The organism is Streptomyces boluensis (assembly GCF_009908195.1).
GTDB classification, from domain to species: Bacteria; Actinomycetota; Actinomycetes; order Streptomycetales; family Streptomycetaceae; genus Streptomyces; species Streptomyces boluensis.
On sequence record NZ_JAAAHS010000011.1, the window covers coordinates 1 to 17,279 of the forward strand.

At 70.3% G+C, this 17,279-nt stretch carries 15 protein-coding genes and 3 pseudogenes; 7 read left to right on the forward strand and 11 right to left on the reverse strand.

Annotated features, from left to right (window positions below):
* Both GUY60_RS02875 and GUY60_RS02880 read left to right on the forward strand, forming a co-directional pair.
* Window positions 1–2,136, forward strand: a 2,136-nt coding sequence (locus GUY60_RS02875) for an arylsulfatase (protein WP_161693387.1), incomplete at its 5' end; no start/stop codon positions are given.
* Window positions 2,137–2,590: 454 nt separating this feature from the next.
* On the forward strand, window positions 2,591–3,661 hold the full coding sequence (locus tag GUY60_RS02880) for a phage baseplate protein (protein WP_161693389.1): 1,071 nt from the start codon (window positions 2,591–2,593) through the stop codon (window positions 3,659–3,661).
* A 165-nt stretch (window positions 3,662–3,826) separates the two neighbouring features.
* Here GUY60_RS02880 and GUY60_RS02885 read toward each other — a convergent pair whose 3' ends face one another.
* Complete coding sequence (locus GUY60_RS02885) at window positions 3,827–4,156, reverse strand: hypothetical protein (protein ID WP_161693391.1); 330 nt, start codon at window positions 4,154–4,156, stop codon at window positions 3,827–3,829.
* A gap of 42 nt (window positions 4,157–4,198) precedes the next feature.
* Entirely contained in the window at window positions 4,199–5,791 is a 1,593-nt protein-coding gene (locus GUY60_RS02890; protein WP_187369917.1) for a sulfite oxidase, read from the reverse strand.
* Window positions 5,792–5,988: 197 nt separating this feature from the next.
* Between GUY60_RS02890 and GUY60_RS02895 the strand changes: the two genes are divergently transcribed.
* The 3 genes and pseudogenes from GUY60_RS02895 to GUY60_RS39880 form a co-directional block, all read left to right on the forward strand.
* Window positions 5,989–6,648, forward strand: a complete 660-nt coding sequence (locus tag GUY60_RS02895) for a fasciclin domain-containing protein (RefSeq protein WP_161693393.1) — start codon at window positions 5,989–5,991, stop codon at window positions 6,646–6,648.
* A 343-nt stretch (window positions 6,649–6,991) separates the two neighbouring features.
* Window positions 6,992–7,428, forward strand: a pseudogene (locus tag GUY60_RS39875) (NAD(P)-binding protein); the annotation flags it as partial.
* Between the two features lie 54 nt (window positions 7,429–7,482).
* Window positions 7,483–7,677: pseudogene (locus tag GUY60_RS39880) on the forward strand (DUF1295 domain-containing protein); the annotation flags it as partial.
* 47 nt (window positions 7,678–7,724) lie between these two features.
* Here the strand turns inward: GUY60_RS39880 and GUY60_RS02905 are convergent.
* Window positions 7,725–8,480: an anti-sigma factor gene (locus tag GUY60_RS02905; RefSeq protein ID WP_161693395.1), complete on the reverse strand. Its 756-nt coding sequence runs from the start codon at window positions 8,478–8,480 to the stop codon at window positions 7,725–7,727.
* On the reverse strand, window positions 8,477–9,061 hold the full coding sequence (locus GUY60_RS02910) for a sigma-70 family RNA polymerase sigma factor (protein ID WP_161693397.1): 585 nt from the start codon (window positions 9,059–9,061) through the stop codon (window positions 8,477–8,479). Before GUY60_RS02910 ends, GUY60_RS02905 begins: the two co-directional genes overlap by 4 nt.
* Before the next feature lie 107 nt (window positions 9,062–9,168).
* On the opposite strand from GUY60_RS02910, the gene GUY60_RS02915 reads away from it, so the two are divergent.
* Together GUY60_RS02915 and GUY60_RS02920 are read left to right on the forward strand one after the other, a co-directional pair.
* Window positions 9,169–9,885 (forward strand): alpha/beta hydrolase, encoded by a 717-nt coding sequence (locus tag GUY60_RS02915; protein WP_161693399.1) that lies wholly within the window; start codon window positions 9,169–9,171, stop codon window positions 9,883–9,885.
* 619 nt (window positions 9,886–10,504) lie between these two features.
* A complete protein-coding gene (locus GUY60_RS02920; protein WP_161693401.1) occupies window positions 10,505–10,750 on the forward strand; it encodes a hypothetical protein in 246 nt (81 codons plus the stop codon).
* A gap of 238 nt (window positions 10,751–10,988) precedes the next feature.
* Here GUY60_RS02920 and GUY60_RS02925 read toward each other — a convergent pair whose 3' ends face one another.
* The 7 genes and pseudogenes from GUY60_RS02925 to GUY60_RS02955 all read right to left on the reverse strand — a co-directional run bounded on the left by GUY60_RS02925 (window position 10,989) and on the right by GUY60_RS02955 (window position 17,267).
* The gene (locus tag GUY60_RS02925; protein ID WP_312866161.1) at window positions 10,989–11,732 is read right to left on the reverse strand and encodes a beta-N-acetylglucosaminidase domain-containing protein; all 744 of its coding nucleotides are present in this window, start codon (window positions 11,730–11,732) and stop codon (window positions 10,989–10,991) included.
* A pseudogene (locus GUY60_RS38740) lies at window positions 11,699–11,887 on the reverse strand (DUF1868 domain-containing protein); the annotation flags it as partial. The pseudogene GUY60_RS38740 and the gene GUY60_RS02925, both read right to left, overlap by 34 nt.
* Window positions 11,888–11,911: 24 nt before the next feature.
* A complete protein-coding gene (locus GUY60_RS02935) occupies window positions 11,912–12,520 on the reverse strand; it encodes a phosphoribosylanthranilate isomerase (protein WP_161693403.1) in 609 nt (202 codons plus the stop codon).
* Window positions 12,521–12,813: 293 nt separating this feature from the next.
* Window positions 12,814–13,131 (reverse strand): MFS transporter, encoded by a 318-nt coding sequence (locus GUY60_RS02940; RefSeq protein WP_161693404.1) that lies wholly within the window; start codon window positions 13,129–13,131, stop codon window positions 12,814–12,816.
* A 9-nt stretch (window positions 13,132–13,140) separates the two neighbouring features.
* The gene (locus tag GUY60_RS02945; RefSeq protein ID WP_161693406.1) at window positions 13,141–14,382 is read right to left on the reverse strand and encodes a DUF3472 domain-containing protein; all 1,242 of its coding nucleotides are present in this window, start codon (window positions 14,380–14,382) and stop codon (window positions 13,141–13,143) included.
* Window positions 14,383–14,445: 63 nt separating this feature from the next.
* Window positions 14,446–15,618 (reverse strand): Gfo/Idh/MocA family protein, encoded by a 1,173-nt coding sequence (locus GUY60_RS02950; RefSeq protein WP_161693408.1) that lies wholly within the window; start codon window positions 15,616–15,618, stop codon window positions 14,446–14,448.
* Window positions 15,615–17,267 (reverse strand): type 2 periplasmic-binding domain-containing protein, encoded by a 1,653-nt coding sequence (locus tag GUY60_RS02955; protein ID WP_161693410.1) that lies wholly within the window; start codon window positions 17,265–17,267, stop codon window positions 15,615–15,617. The genes GUY60_RS02950 and GUY60_RS02955 overlap by 4 nt, the downstream gene beginning before the upstream one ends.
* Window positions 17,268–17,279 lie beyond the last annotated feature (12 nt).

Below are 17,279 nucleotides of genomic sequence, written 5' to 3' on the forward strand. Positions count from 1 at the left end.
ACCCCGCACCTCGACCGGCTCGCCGCCGGGGGCCTGCGCTACAACCGGTTCCACGTCACCGCCATGTGCTCGCCCACGCGCGCCGCCCTGCTCACCGGCCGCAACCACCACGCCGTCGGCATGGGCTTCCTCACCGACGTACCGCTCGCCCACCCCGGCTACAGCGCACGGGTCCCGAGGAGCGCGGCCCCGCTGCCCCGGCTCCTGCGCGACCAGGGGTACGCCACCCTCGCCGTCGGCAAATGGCACCTCACCCCGCGCGGCGAGCGCTCCGACGCGGGCCCTTTCACGCACTGGCCGCTCGGCTTCGGCTTCGAGCGCTTCTACGGATTCCTCAACGGCGACACCAACCACTGGGCCCCCAGCCTCGTCCGCGACAACCACTACATCGACCCGCCCGCACCCCCCGGCGAGGGCTACCACCTCACCGAGGACCTGGCGGACACCGGCATCCGCTACCTGACCGACCTCGAACACTCCGCCCCCGGCAAGCCGTTCTTCCTCTACTTCGCGCCGGGCGCCACGCACGCCCCGCACCACGTGGCCCCCGAGTGGGTCGAGCCCTACCGGGGCCGCTTCGACCACGGCTGGGACGCCTGGCGCGAGGAGATCTTCGCGCGGCAGCTCGCCTCCGGCGTCATACCGGAGGGGACCACGCTGACCCCGCGTCCGGAAGGTGTCGCAGCCTGGGACGACCTCACCCCCGACCAGCGGCGCATGTACGCCCGCCAGCAGGAGGTGTTCGCCGGCTTCCTCACCCACACCGACGCCCAAATAGGCCGTCTGATCGAGCACTTGGAGGAAACCGGGCAGCTCGACAACACGATCGTGCTCGTCATGTCCGACAACGGGGCGAGCGCGGAGGGCGGCGCGGACGGCTCGTACAACGAACACCGCTTCAGCTGCCGCCTCCCGGAGTCCCTCGAAGCCAACCTCGCCCACTACGACGACTGGGGCGGCCCCACCACGTACAACCACTACTCCTGGGGCTGGGCCTGGGCCGGCAACACCCCTTTCCGGCTGTGGAAGCGCTACAGCTGGCTCGGCGGCACCCGCACCCCGCTCATCGCCCACTGGCCGGCCGGCATCCCCGCCTCCGAACACGGCGCCGTCCGCGACCAGTTCGTCCACGCCACCGACATCCTCCCGACCCTCCTCCAGGCGACCGGCGTCGACATACGGGAGGAGGTGGACGGTGTGCGGCAACTGCCCCTCGACGGCGCCAGCTTCCTCGCCACCTTCGCCGACCCGGCCGAACCAAGCGGCCACCCCACCCAGTACTTCGAACTGCTCGGCTCCCGCTCCCTCGTACACGGCCGCTGGAAAGCGACCACCGACCACATCTCCAACGGCATCCTCGACGAGGAGCAACTGCTGACCGGCAGCCGCCGATTCGAGGACGACCACTGGGCCCTCTTCGACCTGGAGAACGACTTCTCCGAGGCGGTCGACCTGTCCGCCGAGCACCCCGACGTCGTCGACCGGCTACGCAGCCGCTGGCTGGCGGAGGCCGAACGCAACAACGTCCTCCCCGTCAAGGACGGCCTCCTTGTCGCACCGGAGGAATGGATCCGCCCCGCCTGGCCGCCGGGCAACACCCGCCGTTACCGCCCCGGCGCCGGCCCCGTCCAGGACGAGGCGCTGCCGCTGCTCGCCGCCGGCTTCCGGATGACCGCCGAGGCACCCCAGGGGACCGACGGTGTCCTCTGCGCCCTCGGAGACCGCAACGGCGGCTTCGCCCTCTACGTCGCCGACGGCCGCCTCACGTTCTCCCTCTCCCGCGCCGGCGACCTCATCGAGGCCGTCGCCGACCGCCCGGTCCCACCCGGCCCGAGCGAGCTGTCGATCGCCTACACCCCGGACCCCACCACCGGCAAAGGCCGACTCATCCTCCGCCACGACGAGACGGTTGTCGGCGAAACAGCCCTCAACGGCCCCTTCCCTGTCGCCCTCCAGCACGGAGGAGCAGGCCTCCGCCTCGCACACGACACCGGCCTCCCGGTCTCACCGCGCTACACGGCCCGCTCTCCCTGGAACGGCACCCTCGCGGGCCTACGGATCGAGACGCCCCGCAACCCGCTTGTCGGGGCGCCGGAGAGACTGGCGGAGGTGCGGGCTGCGTTGCACGCAGAGTGAGCCAGGCGGCCGGCCGCTCCGCTGCCGGCCGGCCTTGTCGGGGACCGGTCGCGTTGGGCAGGTGGATCGCCAACGTACGCAGACGCGTGTCGGGCGACGCGGCTGACGCCGTGGTCGCGGGCGAGAGCCGCGATCGAGGGACGGTGCCGTCAGGGGTGGTCTCACGCCCCGCATCGCCAGCCCCGGCGTCCTCGACGGGCACCTCCTCGACGTGCTTGCGGGGCACGTTCAAGTGCCCTTCGCGGCCCCGGTATTGGCGGGCGGCACCGGCCTCGATCCCGCGCCGCCAGTACTCGCCCTCGGGCGCACTGAACGGACCCGCCGCCTCGCGTACGAACGACTCCTCCCCCTCCCCACGAAGGGCACGGCAATGAGGCGGTCGTTTGGCTGAACTTCCCCATACAGCAGCGTGCCTGACGTTCCGTCATGTATATCGCTCGTTGATAGTGCCCGGATGAGCCAGAGACAAGAGGAAGAATCAGCGCCGGCCACGCATAGCCTGGCGTCCCCGAGCCGCAGGGCTGTGCTCGGCCTCGGCGGTGCCATGCTCGCGGCAGGGTTCGGCGCCTCCCGGGCTCTTGCCGCCGACCGGAGCGGCGCGCCGGCCCCCGCTGCCCCGGGCGTGCGCTTCAACCTGGCCGCCTCCGGTACGCGCCTGATCCACAGGCGGGCGCTGCACCACGCAACGGTGATGCAGTCGTTCGCCTTCGACGAGACGCACAGGCATATCTACGCACTCCAGGTCATCCCCAGCGGGGTTCAGCTGCCGGGCGAGTCACGCGCCTACCGCCAGTCCGAGCGGCACTATGCCGGAGACCTGTGTCTGAACCGACTGTCCATGAGCGGTGAATCCCTGGGCCGGATGTACCTCAAGGGCTTCAGCCACGGCACCGCGATGGCCGTGGACAGCTCCCAAAGCAGCGGCACCTCCGGCGTGACCCTGTGGGTCGAAAGCGACGCCAACCCGGCCTCCGGCAACGCGCGGGCGATCGGCCGCTTCCCGTACGCCGAGAACACCGTGCTGCACAGCACCGACCGCCGCGTCACCGTCTACCGTCCGCAACCCGGCTCGACCGCCAACTCCGTAGCCCTCGACCTGACCAACCGTCGCCTGCTGCTGCGCTACGTGCTCTCTGGCCGCCGCCGCTTCGCGCTCTACGACCTGGACACCTTCGCCACCGGAAGGTTCCTGCCGCAGGCCGACGTCGCGCAGCCGGACCTGAACCTCGGTTTGCCCTTCCAGGGCATGGCGCTGCACGGCGACTACGTGTACCAACTGATGGGCTCCGGGCGTGAGTCCACGGGTCAGGACAACACGGTGCTTCTCCACTGCATCGACACGCGCACGGGGAGGGTGGTGCAGAAGCACCGGACGCGGGTGGGGTACGAGCTCACGCACCGCGAGCCGGAAGGACTCGCGGTACTGCACGGGACTGGCTCCCAGGAACCGCGCCTGTGCATGGGCCTCGCTTCGGGCCCGCCTGGCGGCCGCAGATTCTCCGTCTACGGACTGCCCGCGCTGTGATCGGGCGGCGCCGGTTTGCCCAGTCGCGTCATTGACACGCGGCCGTTGCCGTCGGTGACGCCCTATGAGCAGTTGCTGTGACGCCGTGATGCCGATCTCGATTTTCCCCAGTGCTGCATTTCGCCCCAGTTGGCTCACAGAGTGAACCAACTGGGGAATGTGGGGTCAGTTGGAAGAGACGAAGCCGTCCGACTGGTCGAGGTGGAAGGGCGAGCCTGGTTCCTCGGGGACCCATCCGGTGGTGCGTGCGGTGCGGATGCCGTCAGCGACCGCGGAGGGGACGACTGCGCTTGCCGACTCGATCAGCCAGTTGCACGGATGCGGCTGGTTGGTGATGACCACCAGGGCGCTGCCTGGTGAGTCGGCGAGTTCGACCGCGTAGGTGAGCGGGGACCAGACCAGCGCCTGACTGTAGGTCGGCCGCCGCCGGATCCTCCAGCGGTAGGGGATGCCGTCCACTGTTATGTGTCGGGATCCCTTCTTCACCAAGGCCATCGTCACGTCCTTTCCCGGTTTCCGTCCGTCGCCCCCACGGGGTCAGTCGACCGTGACGACGACGGAGTGCCGGCCCGAGGCGCCGTCCGGGATCGTGCGCGTGCGCCGCTCGGTCTGGGTCTCGCCCGTGCGGTCGGTGGCCCGGACAGTCAGTGTGTGGGTGCCCTTGGTCGCCTTCCACTCGTACGACCACTGCCGCCAGGTGTCGCGGGTGTCCTCGGCGGCGAGGCGGGCCTCCTCCCACGGGCCGTCGTCGACCTTGACCTCGACCTTGTCGATGCCGCGGTGCTGCGCCCAGGCCACCCCGGCGACCACGACCGTGCCCGCGGCCGGGCGGGCGAACGGCTTGGGCGTGTCGATACGGGACTGGGTCTTGATCGGAGCGCGCTGCGCCCAGTCCCGTTTCACCCAGTACGTGTCGTACGCGTCGAACGTGGTCAGCTCGATGTCCCGGATCCACTTGCACGCCGAGACGTAGCCGTACAGGCCGGGCACCAGCATGCGTACGGGAAAGCCGTGGACGAACGGCAGCGGCTCGCCGTTCATGCCGACGGCCAGCATCGCGTCGCGTCCGTCCATGACGTCCTCGACGGGGGTGCCGAGCGTCATGCCGTCCACGGAGCGTGCCACGAGCTGGTCGGCGGGCCCGCCCCGTGAGGGCGGTTCGACCCCGCACTGCCGGAGCAGTCCGGCCAGGGGGACGCCGATCCAGCGGGCGTTGCCGATGTAAGGGCCGCCGACCTCGTTGGAGACACAGGTCAGCGTGATGGTGCGTTCGATGAGCGGCATCTTGAGCAAGTCGTCGAAGGTCAGGGTCCGTTCGCGGGGCACGCCCTTGCCGTGGATGCGGAGTTTCCAGGTGGTGGCGTCGACCTTGGGCACGACCAGGGCGGTGTCGACGCGGTAGAAGTCGGCGTTGGACGTCACGTACGGGCTGATCTCCTTGACGCGCAGCGCGGCTCCGCGGGGTGTGGGGGCGGCCTCGGACGACGGCGCGGGCAGCAGCACGTCCTTGCGCGAGGCGGCCGCGCCGCGCCCCTGTGAACTGTTCAGGGCCTGGCCCGCGAGCCCTGCGCCGGTGGACGCGGCGGCTGCGGCGGTCGCGGAGATGACGAAGGCGCGACGGTCGAAGCCGGGCCGGTCCGCGGCCTCCCCTGTGGTGGCGAGGGCCTCGGCCGGTCCGATGCGGCCGATCAGCCTGTACATCAGAGCTGCCCCGGCCACCGCGCCGACCACGGACGGCAGGGCGTCGGCCACGCTGGTCGAGTCGGGCCGGCCGGTGGCGGCCAGCGCGCCGACGGCGCCGAAGGCGAGGATGCCGAGCGAGCCGATACGGCGCCGACGGGTCGCGAGCACGCCGAGCAGCAGCGCCAGGCCGCAGAGCACGGCGAGGATGCCGAGCTGCAGCACCAGCTTGTCGTTGGTGCCGAACTGGCGGATCGCCCAGTCCTTCACGGCGGACGGCGTACGGTCGATGGCCGCGCCGCCGACCGCGACGACCGGCCCCGACTCGGGCCGCACGGCTGCCGAGACGAGTTCCGCGACCGCGATGGCCGCGTACCCGGCGAGGAGGCCGCAAAGGGCGCCGAGGGAGAGCCGTTTCAGGCTCCGCTTGTCTTTGTTGTCGTCGTCCATGCCGTCGTCCATGCCGTCGTCCATGTTGTCGGTCATGTGGGGAATCCGTTCTCGCGCCGGTCACGGCTTGGTAGTTGGCTCGAACGGGTGACGGCGGAATCTTTTTTGAGAAGGGGCCAATCCGCCTCCGTACCCGCCTCGAATTCCCGGCGATGAGAGCGCAGGGCTCTTACACATCCGATCGATGAGGGATTGCCATGCAGAATCGTGTCCGTCGTGTCGCCGTCGCTGTCGCTGCTGCTGTCATGCTGCCGCTGGCCCTGACCGCCTGCTCCGACAGCGGTTCCGAGGACACGGCTTCCGGCAGTGCCTCGTCCGCCGCGTCGAAGGACAAGTCGAAGGAGCCCGAGGCCTCCGCCCCCGCGGACGACGGCGAGGCGATGGACGGGCCGTTCGGTCCGGCGTGTGCGTCGGTGCCGAAGGACGGCGCGGGCTCGTTCGACGGGATGGCCAAGGACCCGGTGGCCACCGCCGCGTCCAACAACCCGGCCCTGTCGACGCTGGTCACCGCCGTGAAGAAGGCCGGTCTCGTCGACACCCTGAACAACGCGAAGGACGTCACGGTCTTCGCCCCGACCAACGACGCCTTCGGCAAGATCCCGAAGGCGGACCTGGACAAGGTCCTCAACGACAAGGAGCAGCTCACCAAGATCCTCACCCACCACGTGGTCGGCAAGAAGCTCGCCCCGAAGGACCTGGAGAACGGCACGTTCGAGACCCTGGCGAAGACCGAGGTGACCACCTCCGGCTCCGGCGAGTCCTTCAAGGTCGCCGACTCGGCCAACGTCGTCTGCGGCAACGTGAAGACGGCCAACGCCAACGTCTACATCATCGACTCGGTGCTCATGCCCAAGTGACGTACGAGAGCTGACGCTTGAGAGCCCACGGGGAGTCCGGCCGTCCACTGCCGGCCGCCGGGCTGCGTGAGGGAGGTGTGCGGCCGCGGGAGTGGGTCCCCGCGGTCGCACAGTCCTGTCGGCGCCGCCCGCGTCCGGACCGTACGGCTCGCTCACCGTGGCTCACCGGAAAACCCGATCACCTCTCCAATCCGCCATCTCCCCGGCTCCGGATCACCCACGAGACCGCACTCGCGGCCGGGAGAGGAGAGACATGTCCATGGGGTCAGCCGGCACGCCGGGCGGGGCCGAGCGTGCCCCGGCTCCCGCAGACCAGGACCAGGACCAGGACCAGGACCAGGACCTGGACCGGGGCCGGCCGCGCACGGCGGTGATCGGCAGCGGCGTGGCCGGTCTCACCGCCGCCCACGTGCTCGCCCGCGCGCATCACGTCACGCTGTACGAGGCCGACGGCCGGCTCGGCGGACACGCTCACACCCACGACCTGACCGCGCCCGACGGTCGGCACACCACCTCCGCCTCCTCGCGCAGGTGCCCGCGTTCCACCGGGCCGCGCGCCGGCTGCTCGCGCAGGATGCCGAAGTGACGCTCACCCTGGGCGAGTTCCTGGACCGGGAGAGCTTCTCCCCGTACTTCCGTACGCCCTTCATGACGCCGTTGGTGTCGGCGGTCTGGTCCTGCGACGCCGCCACCGCGCAGCGCTACCCGGCCACGTACCTGTTCCGGTTCCTGCGCCACCACGGACTGCTCTCCGTCGGCGGATCCCCGGCCTGGCGCACTACGTACCGGAGCCGATGGGCCCGCTCGCCTGGACGGGCGTCGCAATGTGGGCGGTGGGGCCTGTTCCTGCTCGCCGCCGGCTCCCTGGCCGTGGCCGCCACCGTCATCGTCGCGTCGCTCGTCATGTCCCTGCTCCTGACCCGGGGCAGCGGTCAGCGCCTCCTCGAACAGCACATGTCGGGCCGTCCGGGGTACGCCGCGTACGTGGCCCGGACGAGCGGCTTCTTCCCACGGCCGCCCCGCAGTTGACATCGCCGCCCGGCCACCGACGTATCGGGAGCCGGGCGGTGGACGCCTCAGGCGGGCAGCGGCATCAGGGCCACCGGGGCGGAGGTCGGCTGTCCGGAGCCGCCGGCCGGCTCGACGGTGACGCCCATGCCGGACGCACCGCCCACCGCACCGCTCATCAGCACCGTCTGCTTGCTGCGGCCGGGCTCCATCAGCCCCGCGGAGCGCATCTTCCCGTCCTCTTCGAACCACAGCTGGTACGTCTTGCCCTTGGGCGGCGGCGCCATCCCGGAGACCACGAACACGGCCCTGTCCTGCCTCTTGGAGACGACGACCGTGCCGGTCGCACCATCGCCCAGCTTCGCGGAGCCGCTGCGCGCGTCCGGTGCGGCGAGCACGGCGGCGGCGCCCTCCGCGCTCTGCTCCGCCTGCCGCGCCTGGTCGAGGGCGTCCTCGGCGCGCTGGTGCTGCCACACCGCGACACCGCCGAAGGCGGCAGCCGCCGCCACGCAAGCGGCGAGCGCCCAGCGCGACAGGATCACCCGGCGCGCGGCGGCCCGCGGGACGGACGTGGCCGCGCCGGCCTCGCGCGGCGTCTCCTGACGGACCGTCGTGATCCGTCGCAACACCTCGTCCCGCAGCTCCGGCCGTGGCGAGACGCTGACCGCGAGACCGAGCCGGGCCGTCGTCGCGGTCAGCTCGGCGGTCTCCTGCGCGCAGGCCTCGCACCCGGCGAGATGCCGCTCGAACGCGGTCCGCTCGGTGTCGGGCAGAGCGTCCATCGCGTACGCGCCGGTCAGTGTGTGCAGGTCAGTGGTGTTCACGCGGTCACCCCCAGGCAGTCACGCAGCCGGATCAGACCGTCGCGCATACGGGTTTTCACGGTGCCCAGAGGCAGCGTCAGGATCTCGGCGACCTCACGGTAGGTGAGCCCGCGGTAGTAGGCGAGGGTGACGGCCTGGCGCTGGATCTCGGTCAGCCCGCGCATGCAGCGCCGCACCTGCTCCCGTTCGAGCCGGGTCTCCACCTGTTCGGCCACGGTGTCGTACGCGGGCGTCCGCTCCAACAGAGCGGCCTTGTGATCACGGGCCGCGGCCGCCTCGGCGGAGCGCACCCGGTCGACCGCCCGGCGGTGTGCCAGGGTCAGGATCCAGTTGATCGCCGTGCCCCGGTCCGGCCGGTAGCGGGCGGCGGTCCGCCAGAGCTCGACCATGACTTCCTGGGCCACCTCCTCCGACTGGGCGTGATCGCGCAGGACGGCGCGCACGGTGCCGAGTACGGGCCCCATCGCCCGGTCGTAGACCGACGCGAAGGCGCCCTGGTCGCCCAGGGCGACCCGGCCCATCAGCTCTTTCAGGTCTGGCTCGGCGGAGAGGTCTCCGCCGATGGACACGGCTTCCTTCACGGGCTGCTCCGGGGTTGGCACGGCTGTCAGAGGTGATTCGGACTCGTCCGGGCCGCGGATTGGTCGAGCGGGGCAATCCACCTGACCCGCGGCTACGAATCACCGGCATGAGTGTCCAGGCGCCCGATGACCACACCGCTCGGAGTGGAACCGTACGCGGACCGGGAAGCAGCCGGCGCGGCGCAGGCGGTCCGGCGGCCGCGCTCGCTGCGCACGGCTGCGCGCGCGGCACCCCGCCCCGCCCCCGGGCGGCGGTGCTGTTCCTGCACGGCGGCCGCGCCGACAGCCTGGCCCCGTCCCGCCCCTGGCACCTCGCGGCCCTCCGGATGCGCCCCTTCGTACGGGCCGTAGCCACAGCTCTGCCCGCCGATGACCCGGTGCTGCTCGCGGACGTGCGCTACCGCATGCGCGGCTGGAACGGCACCGCCGCCGACGCCCTGCACGACACCCGCCGCGCCCTCGACGAACTGGCGCGCGGCGCCGGCGACATCCCCGTGGTCCTCGTCGGCCACTCGATGGGAGGCCGCGCCGCCCTCGCCGCCGCAGACCGGCCCCCGGTACGGGCCGTGGTCGCCCTCGCGCCCTGGTGCCCGGATGACGAACCCGTCGCACACCTGCGGGACAAGGACGTCGTCGTGCTCCACGCGGAACGCGACCGCGTCACCGATCCACGTGCCTCTGCGGCGTTCCTCCACCGCGCCGGCACGGCAGGCGCGCGAACGGACCTGACCCTGCTGCCCGGCGGAGACCACGCGATGCTGCGCGACAGCGCCCTCTGGCACCGGACAGCGGCCTCGGCGGTCGTACGCCTCCTGCCGCGGTAGCGCGCCGGGCGAGCGCCCGTGGGCGGCGCGGCCCCGTCGGCCCGGACCGGGAACAGCCAGCGGGCCGAGCCGGACCTCCCCACCCCGCGCGAACGCGGCGTACGCAACGGGCGGTGCGCCGGAACTGCCGCTCCGGGATGCCCTCCCTCGTGCTGTCCGCGTGACCACGGCAGTTGATGGACGCACTCGAGGAACATCTGAACCGCAGAGAAGCGGACAGCCCAGACGTCGAACAGTGCCGCCGCCCGCTGTGGCCCGCAGGTGTCCGCGTGCGTTCCGCCGGCCGTTGGTGCGTGCACTGCCGCGCGGACGCACCCGCTAGTGGAGGCCCATCCGTCGGCAGCCCGGGCACAGCTCAACCAACGCGCCCCGTCTGCCGGGAGGTCGCCCGCCGGCACGAACGCTGACCACAACGACCAGCGGCACCAGTGGCAGGAGCTGTAGCCGACGCTCAGCAGGACCGGTACGCAGCGCCTCCTCGAAGGCGGCGGGCTCCCAGGGCCACTGCAGCCGCGGCACACGTCCCGGTCGCCACCGGCTTCGCCTGCTTGAGCAGCCGGTATGCGTGGCGTCCGAGGCGCATGTGGCGGGCGTGCGAGATGGCCGAGGACGCGGCAAAATGTTCGATATGTCCCTGATGGCGGCAGGTGTGGCATGGATCGGGCTCGGCCTGACCGTCGATGCGGCCGGACTGGTGACATACGGCCTCGCGGCACTGCCGATGTCGGCGGCGGCCCGCCGGCAGGACGCCGAATCCGCCTGCCGCACAGCACGCCGCGCGGCACTGGGGCTGGGACTGGCGGGCGCGGCGGCACTGCTCGTGGGCATGGTGCTCCTCGTGCTCCATGCGACGAAATTTCACTGAGGACTCGGGAGCTCGGGAGCTTGGGAATTCGGGAGCTCGGGCATTCGGGATTTCGGGAGCTCAACTCACCGGCCACGTAGTGCCGTTGCCTCGCTGTCGGGGATGCCCTGTGGGCAGCCCCGACCGGGGCAAACGGGAGCACTGTCGGTCAGGACGTGGAGGCCTGCTCCTTCGCGGCCGCGGCCTCGCCTGCCGTGACCGCTCGGGCCTTGTCCAGGAAGACGTCCCGAGCACACCGTCACCCACCTTGGGCATGACCTCGCCCCAGGAGTTGCGCGGCGGGTCGACGAGCAATGCGCGGGCCTGCTTCTCCAGTTCGGCGGACTCGGCGAGCAGCCGCTCTGCGCTCTGGGAGTCCCCGCCGTCGCGTGCCGAGAGTGCGTCGACCGCCTTCACCATCGCACCGCCCCACAGTTCGGTGGCGTCCAGCCAAGGCTCCGCGTCCACGGTGAAGCCCCTTCTCCACGGCTCCTTCGCGGATGGTGGCGGGCGCCTTCTCGATGGCGGTGGCGTACGCGCGCAAGGATTTCAGCCCTTGAGTGCGGTCGCCGCCCGCGAGGTAGGACATGGCCCGCGGCCAGCTCTTACGCGCGTCGTAACTCCGGTCGTTCCAGGTGAAGTCGGCGGTGCCGAACACAGCGACCTTGCTGGCGTACGGCTGGTTCATGGGGTTGGCGACGATGCCGGACAGGTGCTCGGAGAGGCTGGCTTCGCGCTTGTCGTACGGCGCGAGCAGCAGCCGTCCGCTGGTGTTGCCGAAGTCGTTGACCGGATAGTTGTCCCAGACGAAGACCCTTCGGGTCCAGGGTGTCCCGGATGGTCTTCTTGACCATCTGCTGCAGCCGCGCCAGGATTCTGCGAGATCTCGTAGACGTCCTTGCAGTCGGTCAGCCGGCCCGGCAGCTGGTTCTTGGTGATCGCGTCCTGCGCGGTCGCGTCGAACACGGTCATGTGCATGCTCTGTTGGGGCAGGCACGCGCACTGATCGGCCCGCGACGACCGCCGCATGAGCTTCATCGCTTCGGTCTGAGCCTTGAAGAAGGCGGAGTCCTGCGGTACGGGGCATACGAACGTGTTGCCACGGAAGCGCTGTGCGTTGCCGTCGAGGTCCCACTTCTCACCGGGGCGGGAAGCCATGGGCGCACCAGTGCCCCATCGGCGTCACGCCGTGCGCACAGCGGATACGAAGGCGCGGATCAGCTCGACGCTCTTGACGCCCCGTGAGGACTCCACGCCGCTGGAGACATCGACTCCGCTCGGGCGAGCCGCGCGCACGGCGGCGGCGACATTGTCCGGGTCCAGACCACCGGCGAGAAGCCAGAAACCGCCCGGCGGCCGCGCTTGGAGCAGCCCGGTGTCGAAGCGTTTCCCGCCGCCGGGTTCGATGGCGTCGATCAGCAGCCGGTCGGCGGGGCTCGCGTCCGGCCGCTCAAGATACGTGCTGATGTCCAGCGCGCGGATGGTCCGGAACCCCTCCGCCCGGAGCCGCTCGAAGGAATTCTCGTCCTCGCCTCCGTGGAGTTGAATGGTCGTCAGCCCGGCACGTGAGGCCGTCGCCAGCACCTCGTCGACGGGCTGCGCGCGGAACACGCCAACGGTCTCCACCTGCGCCGGGACTCGTGCAGCCAGCGTCCGGGCCGTGTCGGCGTCGATCAGCCGCGGGCTGCCCGGCGCGAAGACGAACCCGACGGCGTCGACACCGGCCCTGATGGCCGCGTCCACGGTCTCGGCGGTGCTGAGGCCACAGATTTTGATGTACGTCGGGCGCAACGCGCATTCCTCTCGGGGCAGTTCGAGCTCTCAGGCACTTCAGGCGTGCGGGGCGATGACGCCGAGGAGCGGCAGCCAAGGCCGCCGAGCTCGGGGGAGCGCGCCAGGCGCCGCGGAGCAGGTGAGACTTCACGGACACGTCTAGTGTCGCACTTCGGCTCCCACCGGCTTGGCGATCAGCAAGGACACGAGAAACGCAAGTCCCGTCAGCCCGCCGCCCGCGAGCATTCCGAGTTCGTAGCCGGTCTCCGCCGTCTGCGAAGCAGCCTGGACGGCCGGCAGGACGGCGAAGCTCAATCCCGCGCCGCGTACGTCAGGCCCAGGAACACGGTGCCCGCGATGAGTATCGGGAGGCTGTCGGTGCCGAACATCGCCATGACGACGATTCCACCGGCACTGGCGAGCAGCCCAGTTCGCAGAATCGTCGTGTAGCCGAGGGCCGACGCCAGACGCCCGGCGAAGGGCCCTGCGAGCCGGCCCAGGAGGGCGTAGGGAGTGAGCAGCAGCAGGGAGGCACTGTCGGCCTCGAGACGGAATCCGACCCGAGTGTTCCCGGGCGCGCGGCGGGCGCAGCCCGGCCCGCACGCCAAGTGGGCGCGCGGGCCGGGCACATGGACCTGTCAGCTCGTGGCCGGGAAGGTCCAGTCGCGCGCACCGGTCTCCGTGCCCTTGGTCAGGGCCAGGCCGGAGTCGGTTCGGGTGAGGTACTCACCGGTGGACTGGTTGATCAGCGTCCCCTGCTCGCGGTCGACGGACCACCGCTTCAGGGGGTCGGTGACCGCGCCGTCCGCGGCCGTGCCCGCGCAGTCCGCGACGGCGACGCCCTTCGTGCCGGGGCGGGCCGTCAGGCAGTAGTTCGACGGCAGCCGGACGCTGCCGTCCGCCGCGAGCACCCAGGACTGGGCGAACGTACCGACCGAGCCGTCCGGTCCCTCGCCGCCCCCGCAGCCCGCGGCGACGGCCGGGCCCGGGCCGGGGGCGCTGCCCGTGCTGCCGATGCAGGAGCCGTCCGCCGCGCGGATCGCGCCGCGTACGGTATTGCCGATGGCGAGGTTCTGCACCGTGCCCTGGCCGCCCGCAAGGGTGTCGGTGCGGGTCATCGGGGCACATGGGTTGCCGCTGTTCGTGGTCCTGGTGACCGAGCCGGTGACCTTCGTACCGTCGGCGCGCTCGCCCTCCGGGAGCCCGAACCTGGCCGCGGAGAACGGCTGGTCGTGGCAGGTGGCGCGGGTGTCGTTCCACTCGTAGTACTCGGTCCAGTCGATCATTCCCGAGGGAGCGATCTGCGTGGCCGGCGTGCGGATCGAGCCGAGCTTGAAGGACGTGCCGGCGGTGGTGTCGGTGACGGTCGCGCCGAACCAGCCGTCGCCCTCGTGGGCCACCTTGAACGTGAAGGTGTGCCCCTCCTGCCAGTTGAAGCGCATCCGGCAGCTGGCGCCTTCGCCCTCGCCGCCGAACGACTGGCACCAACTGCCCTCGCTGCCCGGCTTCCACTCGAAGACGTCCCAGACCGAGAACAGGAACATCCGGTCCTCGCCCTTGTTGGTCTGCATGCCGATGTACGCGCCGTTGCCCTTGTCGAACCCGAACTGGTGGCTCCAGAAGACCTGCGAGCGGTGGCCCGGGTCGGTGTTCACGGTGGTCGACCAGGTCGCGGACTCCAACCCGGTCACGTCGGCCGGGAATTGGTAATAGCTGTACGTGCCGGGCGTCTGCCCGATCTCCGCCTTCGCGGCGGTGTCGACATCCTGAGCGCCCGCTGTGGCTGTGGTGCCCGTCAGCGCCAGGACCGCAGCCGCAGCCGCAGCGGCCGTGATACTTCGCGTCCAACGGGCTCTCGAGCGCTTACTGATGTAGCCCATGTGCTCCCTCTCATCGTGCGGGACGAATGAACTGGGGCGGCCGGAAGGGGAGTTGAACAGCCGTCACTTCTGGCCGCCGTCGAAGTACGCGACCAGTTCCGGATCGAGCGGCGGTACGTCGTACGGGTTCCCGCCGTCACGCAGTGATCGCGTCGCCATGTACCCGGCGGCCACGCTCATCCGTGCCGCCACCGGAGAGGTGTCCGTCGCGCCGCCCTCGCGGGCGAAGCGCACGAACTCCCGCATGATCCGGCCGTCGGCACCACCGTGTGAGCCCTGAGCGTCGGGGATGCGGTGCACCGCGTCGGCGTCGGAGCGGTAGTCGCTCGGCCCGGTGTTCCAGACGCGGACTTCGCCGCCGGGACCGTCGCCGAAGTTCTCCAGTCGTCCTTCGGTGCCTATGACGGTGTAGTTGCGGAAGTAGTCGGGCGAGAAGTGGCACTGCTGGTAGGCGGCCAGAACGCCGTTGTCCAGGCGCATGTTCATCATCGAGACGTCCTCGACGTCCACGATGTGGTGCAGGTTTCTGCGCTCGGTCGGCGGCCACTCGAACTCCCGCAGCCAGCCGTCCGGGCGGGGGGTGTCCGGCGCGCGGCGTGGCAGGTCGCCGTGCAGCATCAGGTCGCCGAAGGCGTTGACGCGAGAGGTGTAGCCGCCGGCCAGCCAGTGCACGACGTCCAGGTCGTGGGCGGCCTTCTGCAGCAGCAGACCGGTGGTGCGTCGGCGGTCGGCGTGCCAGTCCTTGAAGTAGTAGTCGCCGCCGTACGAGACGAAGTGCCGTACCCAGATCGTCCGGGGCTCGCCGACGTCGCCTCGGGCGATGAGGTCGCGCATCAGCCGGACGACGCCCATGTGCCGCATGTTGTGGCCGACATAGAGCCGGGTTCCGGTCTCGTACGCCGTACGCAGGATGGTGTCGCACTGCTCGACGGTGATGCCGAGGGGCTTCTCCACGAAGGTGGGCTTGCCGGCCTCGAGGGCAGCGCACGCGATGGCTTCGTGGGTGTCGTCGGGGGTGGCGACGATGACGGCTTCGACGGTGTCGTCGTCGAGGAGACGCCGGTGGTCGTCGTGGACCGAGGCGCCCTCGAAGCGACCCGGTACGTCGGCCCGTACGGCGGCGTCGAGGTCCGCGACCGCGGCGACGACGGAGCCCTTGCCGGGACGGTGGGCGGCGTTCGCGATGGAGCGGCGCAGGCCCAGGCCGATGACGCCGATGCGGAGGTCGTTCGTCACTTCTTGCCCTTCGCCATGGCCGTCTCGTACTCGCGGCGCATCGCGTCTCCGGCTGTACGGCGCCACTTGGGCAGGATGTCGCTCTTGAAGGAGGAGAGGGGCTCGCGGCCGGCGATGATGTCCTTGACCGACTCCTCGAGTTCGGTCTTGGACGACTGGCCCTTGCCCGCGTACGTGTCGGAGAAGAACCCGGTGCTCGCGTCCGCCTGGGCGATCTTGATCAGCTCCACCTCGGTCTCGTGGATGCCGCGGGTGACGTCCGGCTTGCCCGGCAGGTACAGCGACTGCGGGGCGTTGCCGAAGAAGTTGATCGCCTGGCGGGTGGTGAGGACCTCGGCGTTCCCCTTGTCGTTGAGGATGACGTCGCCGTCCTTCGACAGGTCCCAGTGCTTCCCCTCGATGCCGTTGTCGAGGAACCGGCGGGTCTCCGTGCCCATCGGGGCGCTGAGGAAGTCGAGGACCTTCAGGAGTGTCTTGACGCGCTTCTTCGGCACCTTGTTGTTGATCGCGGTGAAGCCGACGGAACCGTAGCCGTAGTGCCAGCTGGGCTGCATGCCCTTCTCCGCGGCGAATGGCACGACGACCTTCTCCGGCCAGTCGTACATGGCACTGTCGTTGAGGAAACCGGGGAACGACTGGACGTGCAGGCCGAGGAATCCGCCGCCCATCTTCTCCAGTGTGGTGCGCAGATTCGGGTCGGGGTAGAACAGCTCCGCCTTCTGGCACTTGATCGCGAATTCGAGACCGGCGAGATACTCGTCCGTCTCGTACATGTAGGTCAGCTTGCCGTCTTTTTCCTGCCACTTGTTCTGCAGGCCGTACCACGTTGCGAACTGCATCATGTGATTGACATAGGCCGGCTCGAGCACCCACTTTTTGCGCTTGGTGTCGAGCAGGTCCTTCGCCTTCTCGAAGAAGTCCTGGGCGCTGTCGAATTCCAGGCCGCCGACCGGCTTCCAGAAGTCCTCGTTGGCGACGTACACCTGACCCATACGACCGTAGGGGACTGCGTAACCGGCTATCCGGCCGTTCACCACGGCTGTCTGCCACGCGTACGAGGGGATGTTGGCGAGATTCGGATATTCCTTGACCGCGTCGCCGGACAGGTACTCCGTCAGATCGTGGAACTTGGCGTCCAGCAACTGCGGGATGTTCTTCAGGCCTTGGTTCGGCGGGAACCACATCAGATCCGGAAGCTCCCCGCCCGCGATCAGTGCGTTGAACTTCGACCGGTAGACCGACTCCTCGCCCAAACCGTTGACGATCGTCATCCGGAACTCGGAGCCGACGCGTCTGTTCAGCTCCTGCCAGTAGGCGTTCCGCCGCATCGCCGGCGGCATGGTGGTGAAGGTCTCGGTGAGAGCAGTGATCGGCTCGCCGTCACCCGGCTTCGCCCCCGAGCGCTGCACCAGGTTCTTCGGATACCGCAGATAACCGGCATCGAGCCCCTGTGCGTTGCCCGGCAGATCGGGCTGCGGCACGTTCGCGGCCACGTACGCCGGCAGCTTCAGCTTCGCGGAGGCCTCCGCACCGGCGTTGGCCTTGGCGCCCGAACCGCAGGCGGTGAGGGTTCCGCCGGCGGCGAGCGTGAGCCCGGTGGCACTCGCGGCGCCCAGGAACGTGCGGCGGTTGAATCCTTGAACAGCCATGGTTCTCCTGTG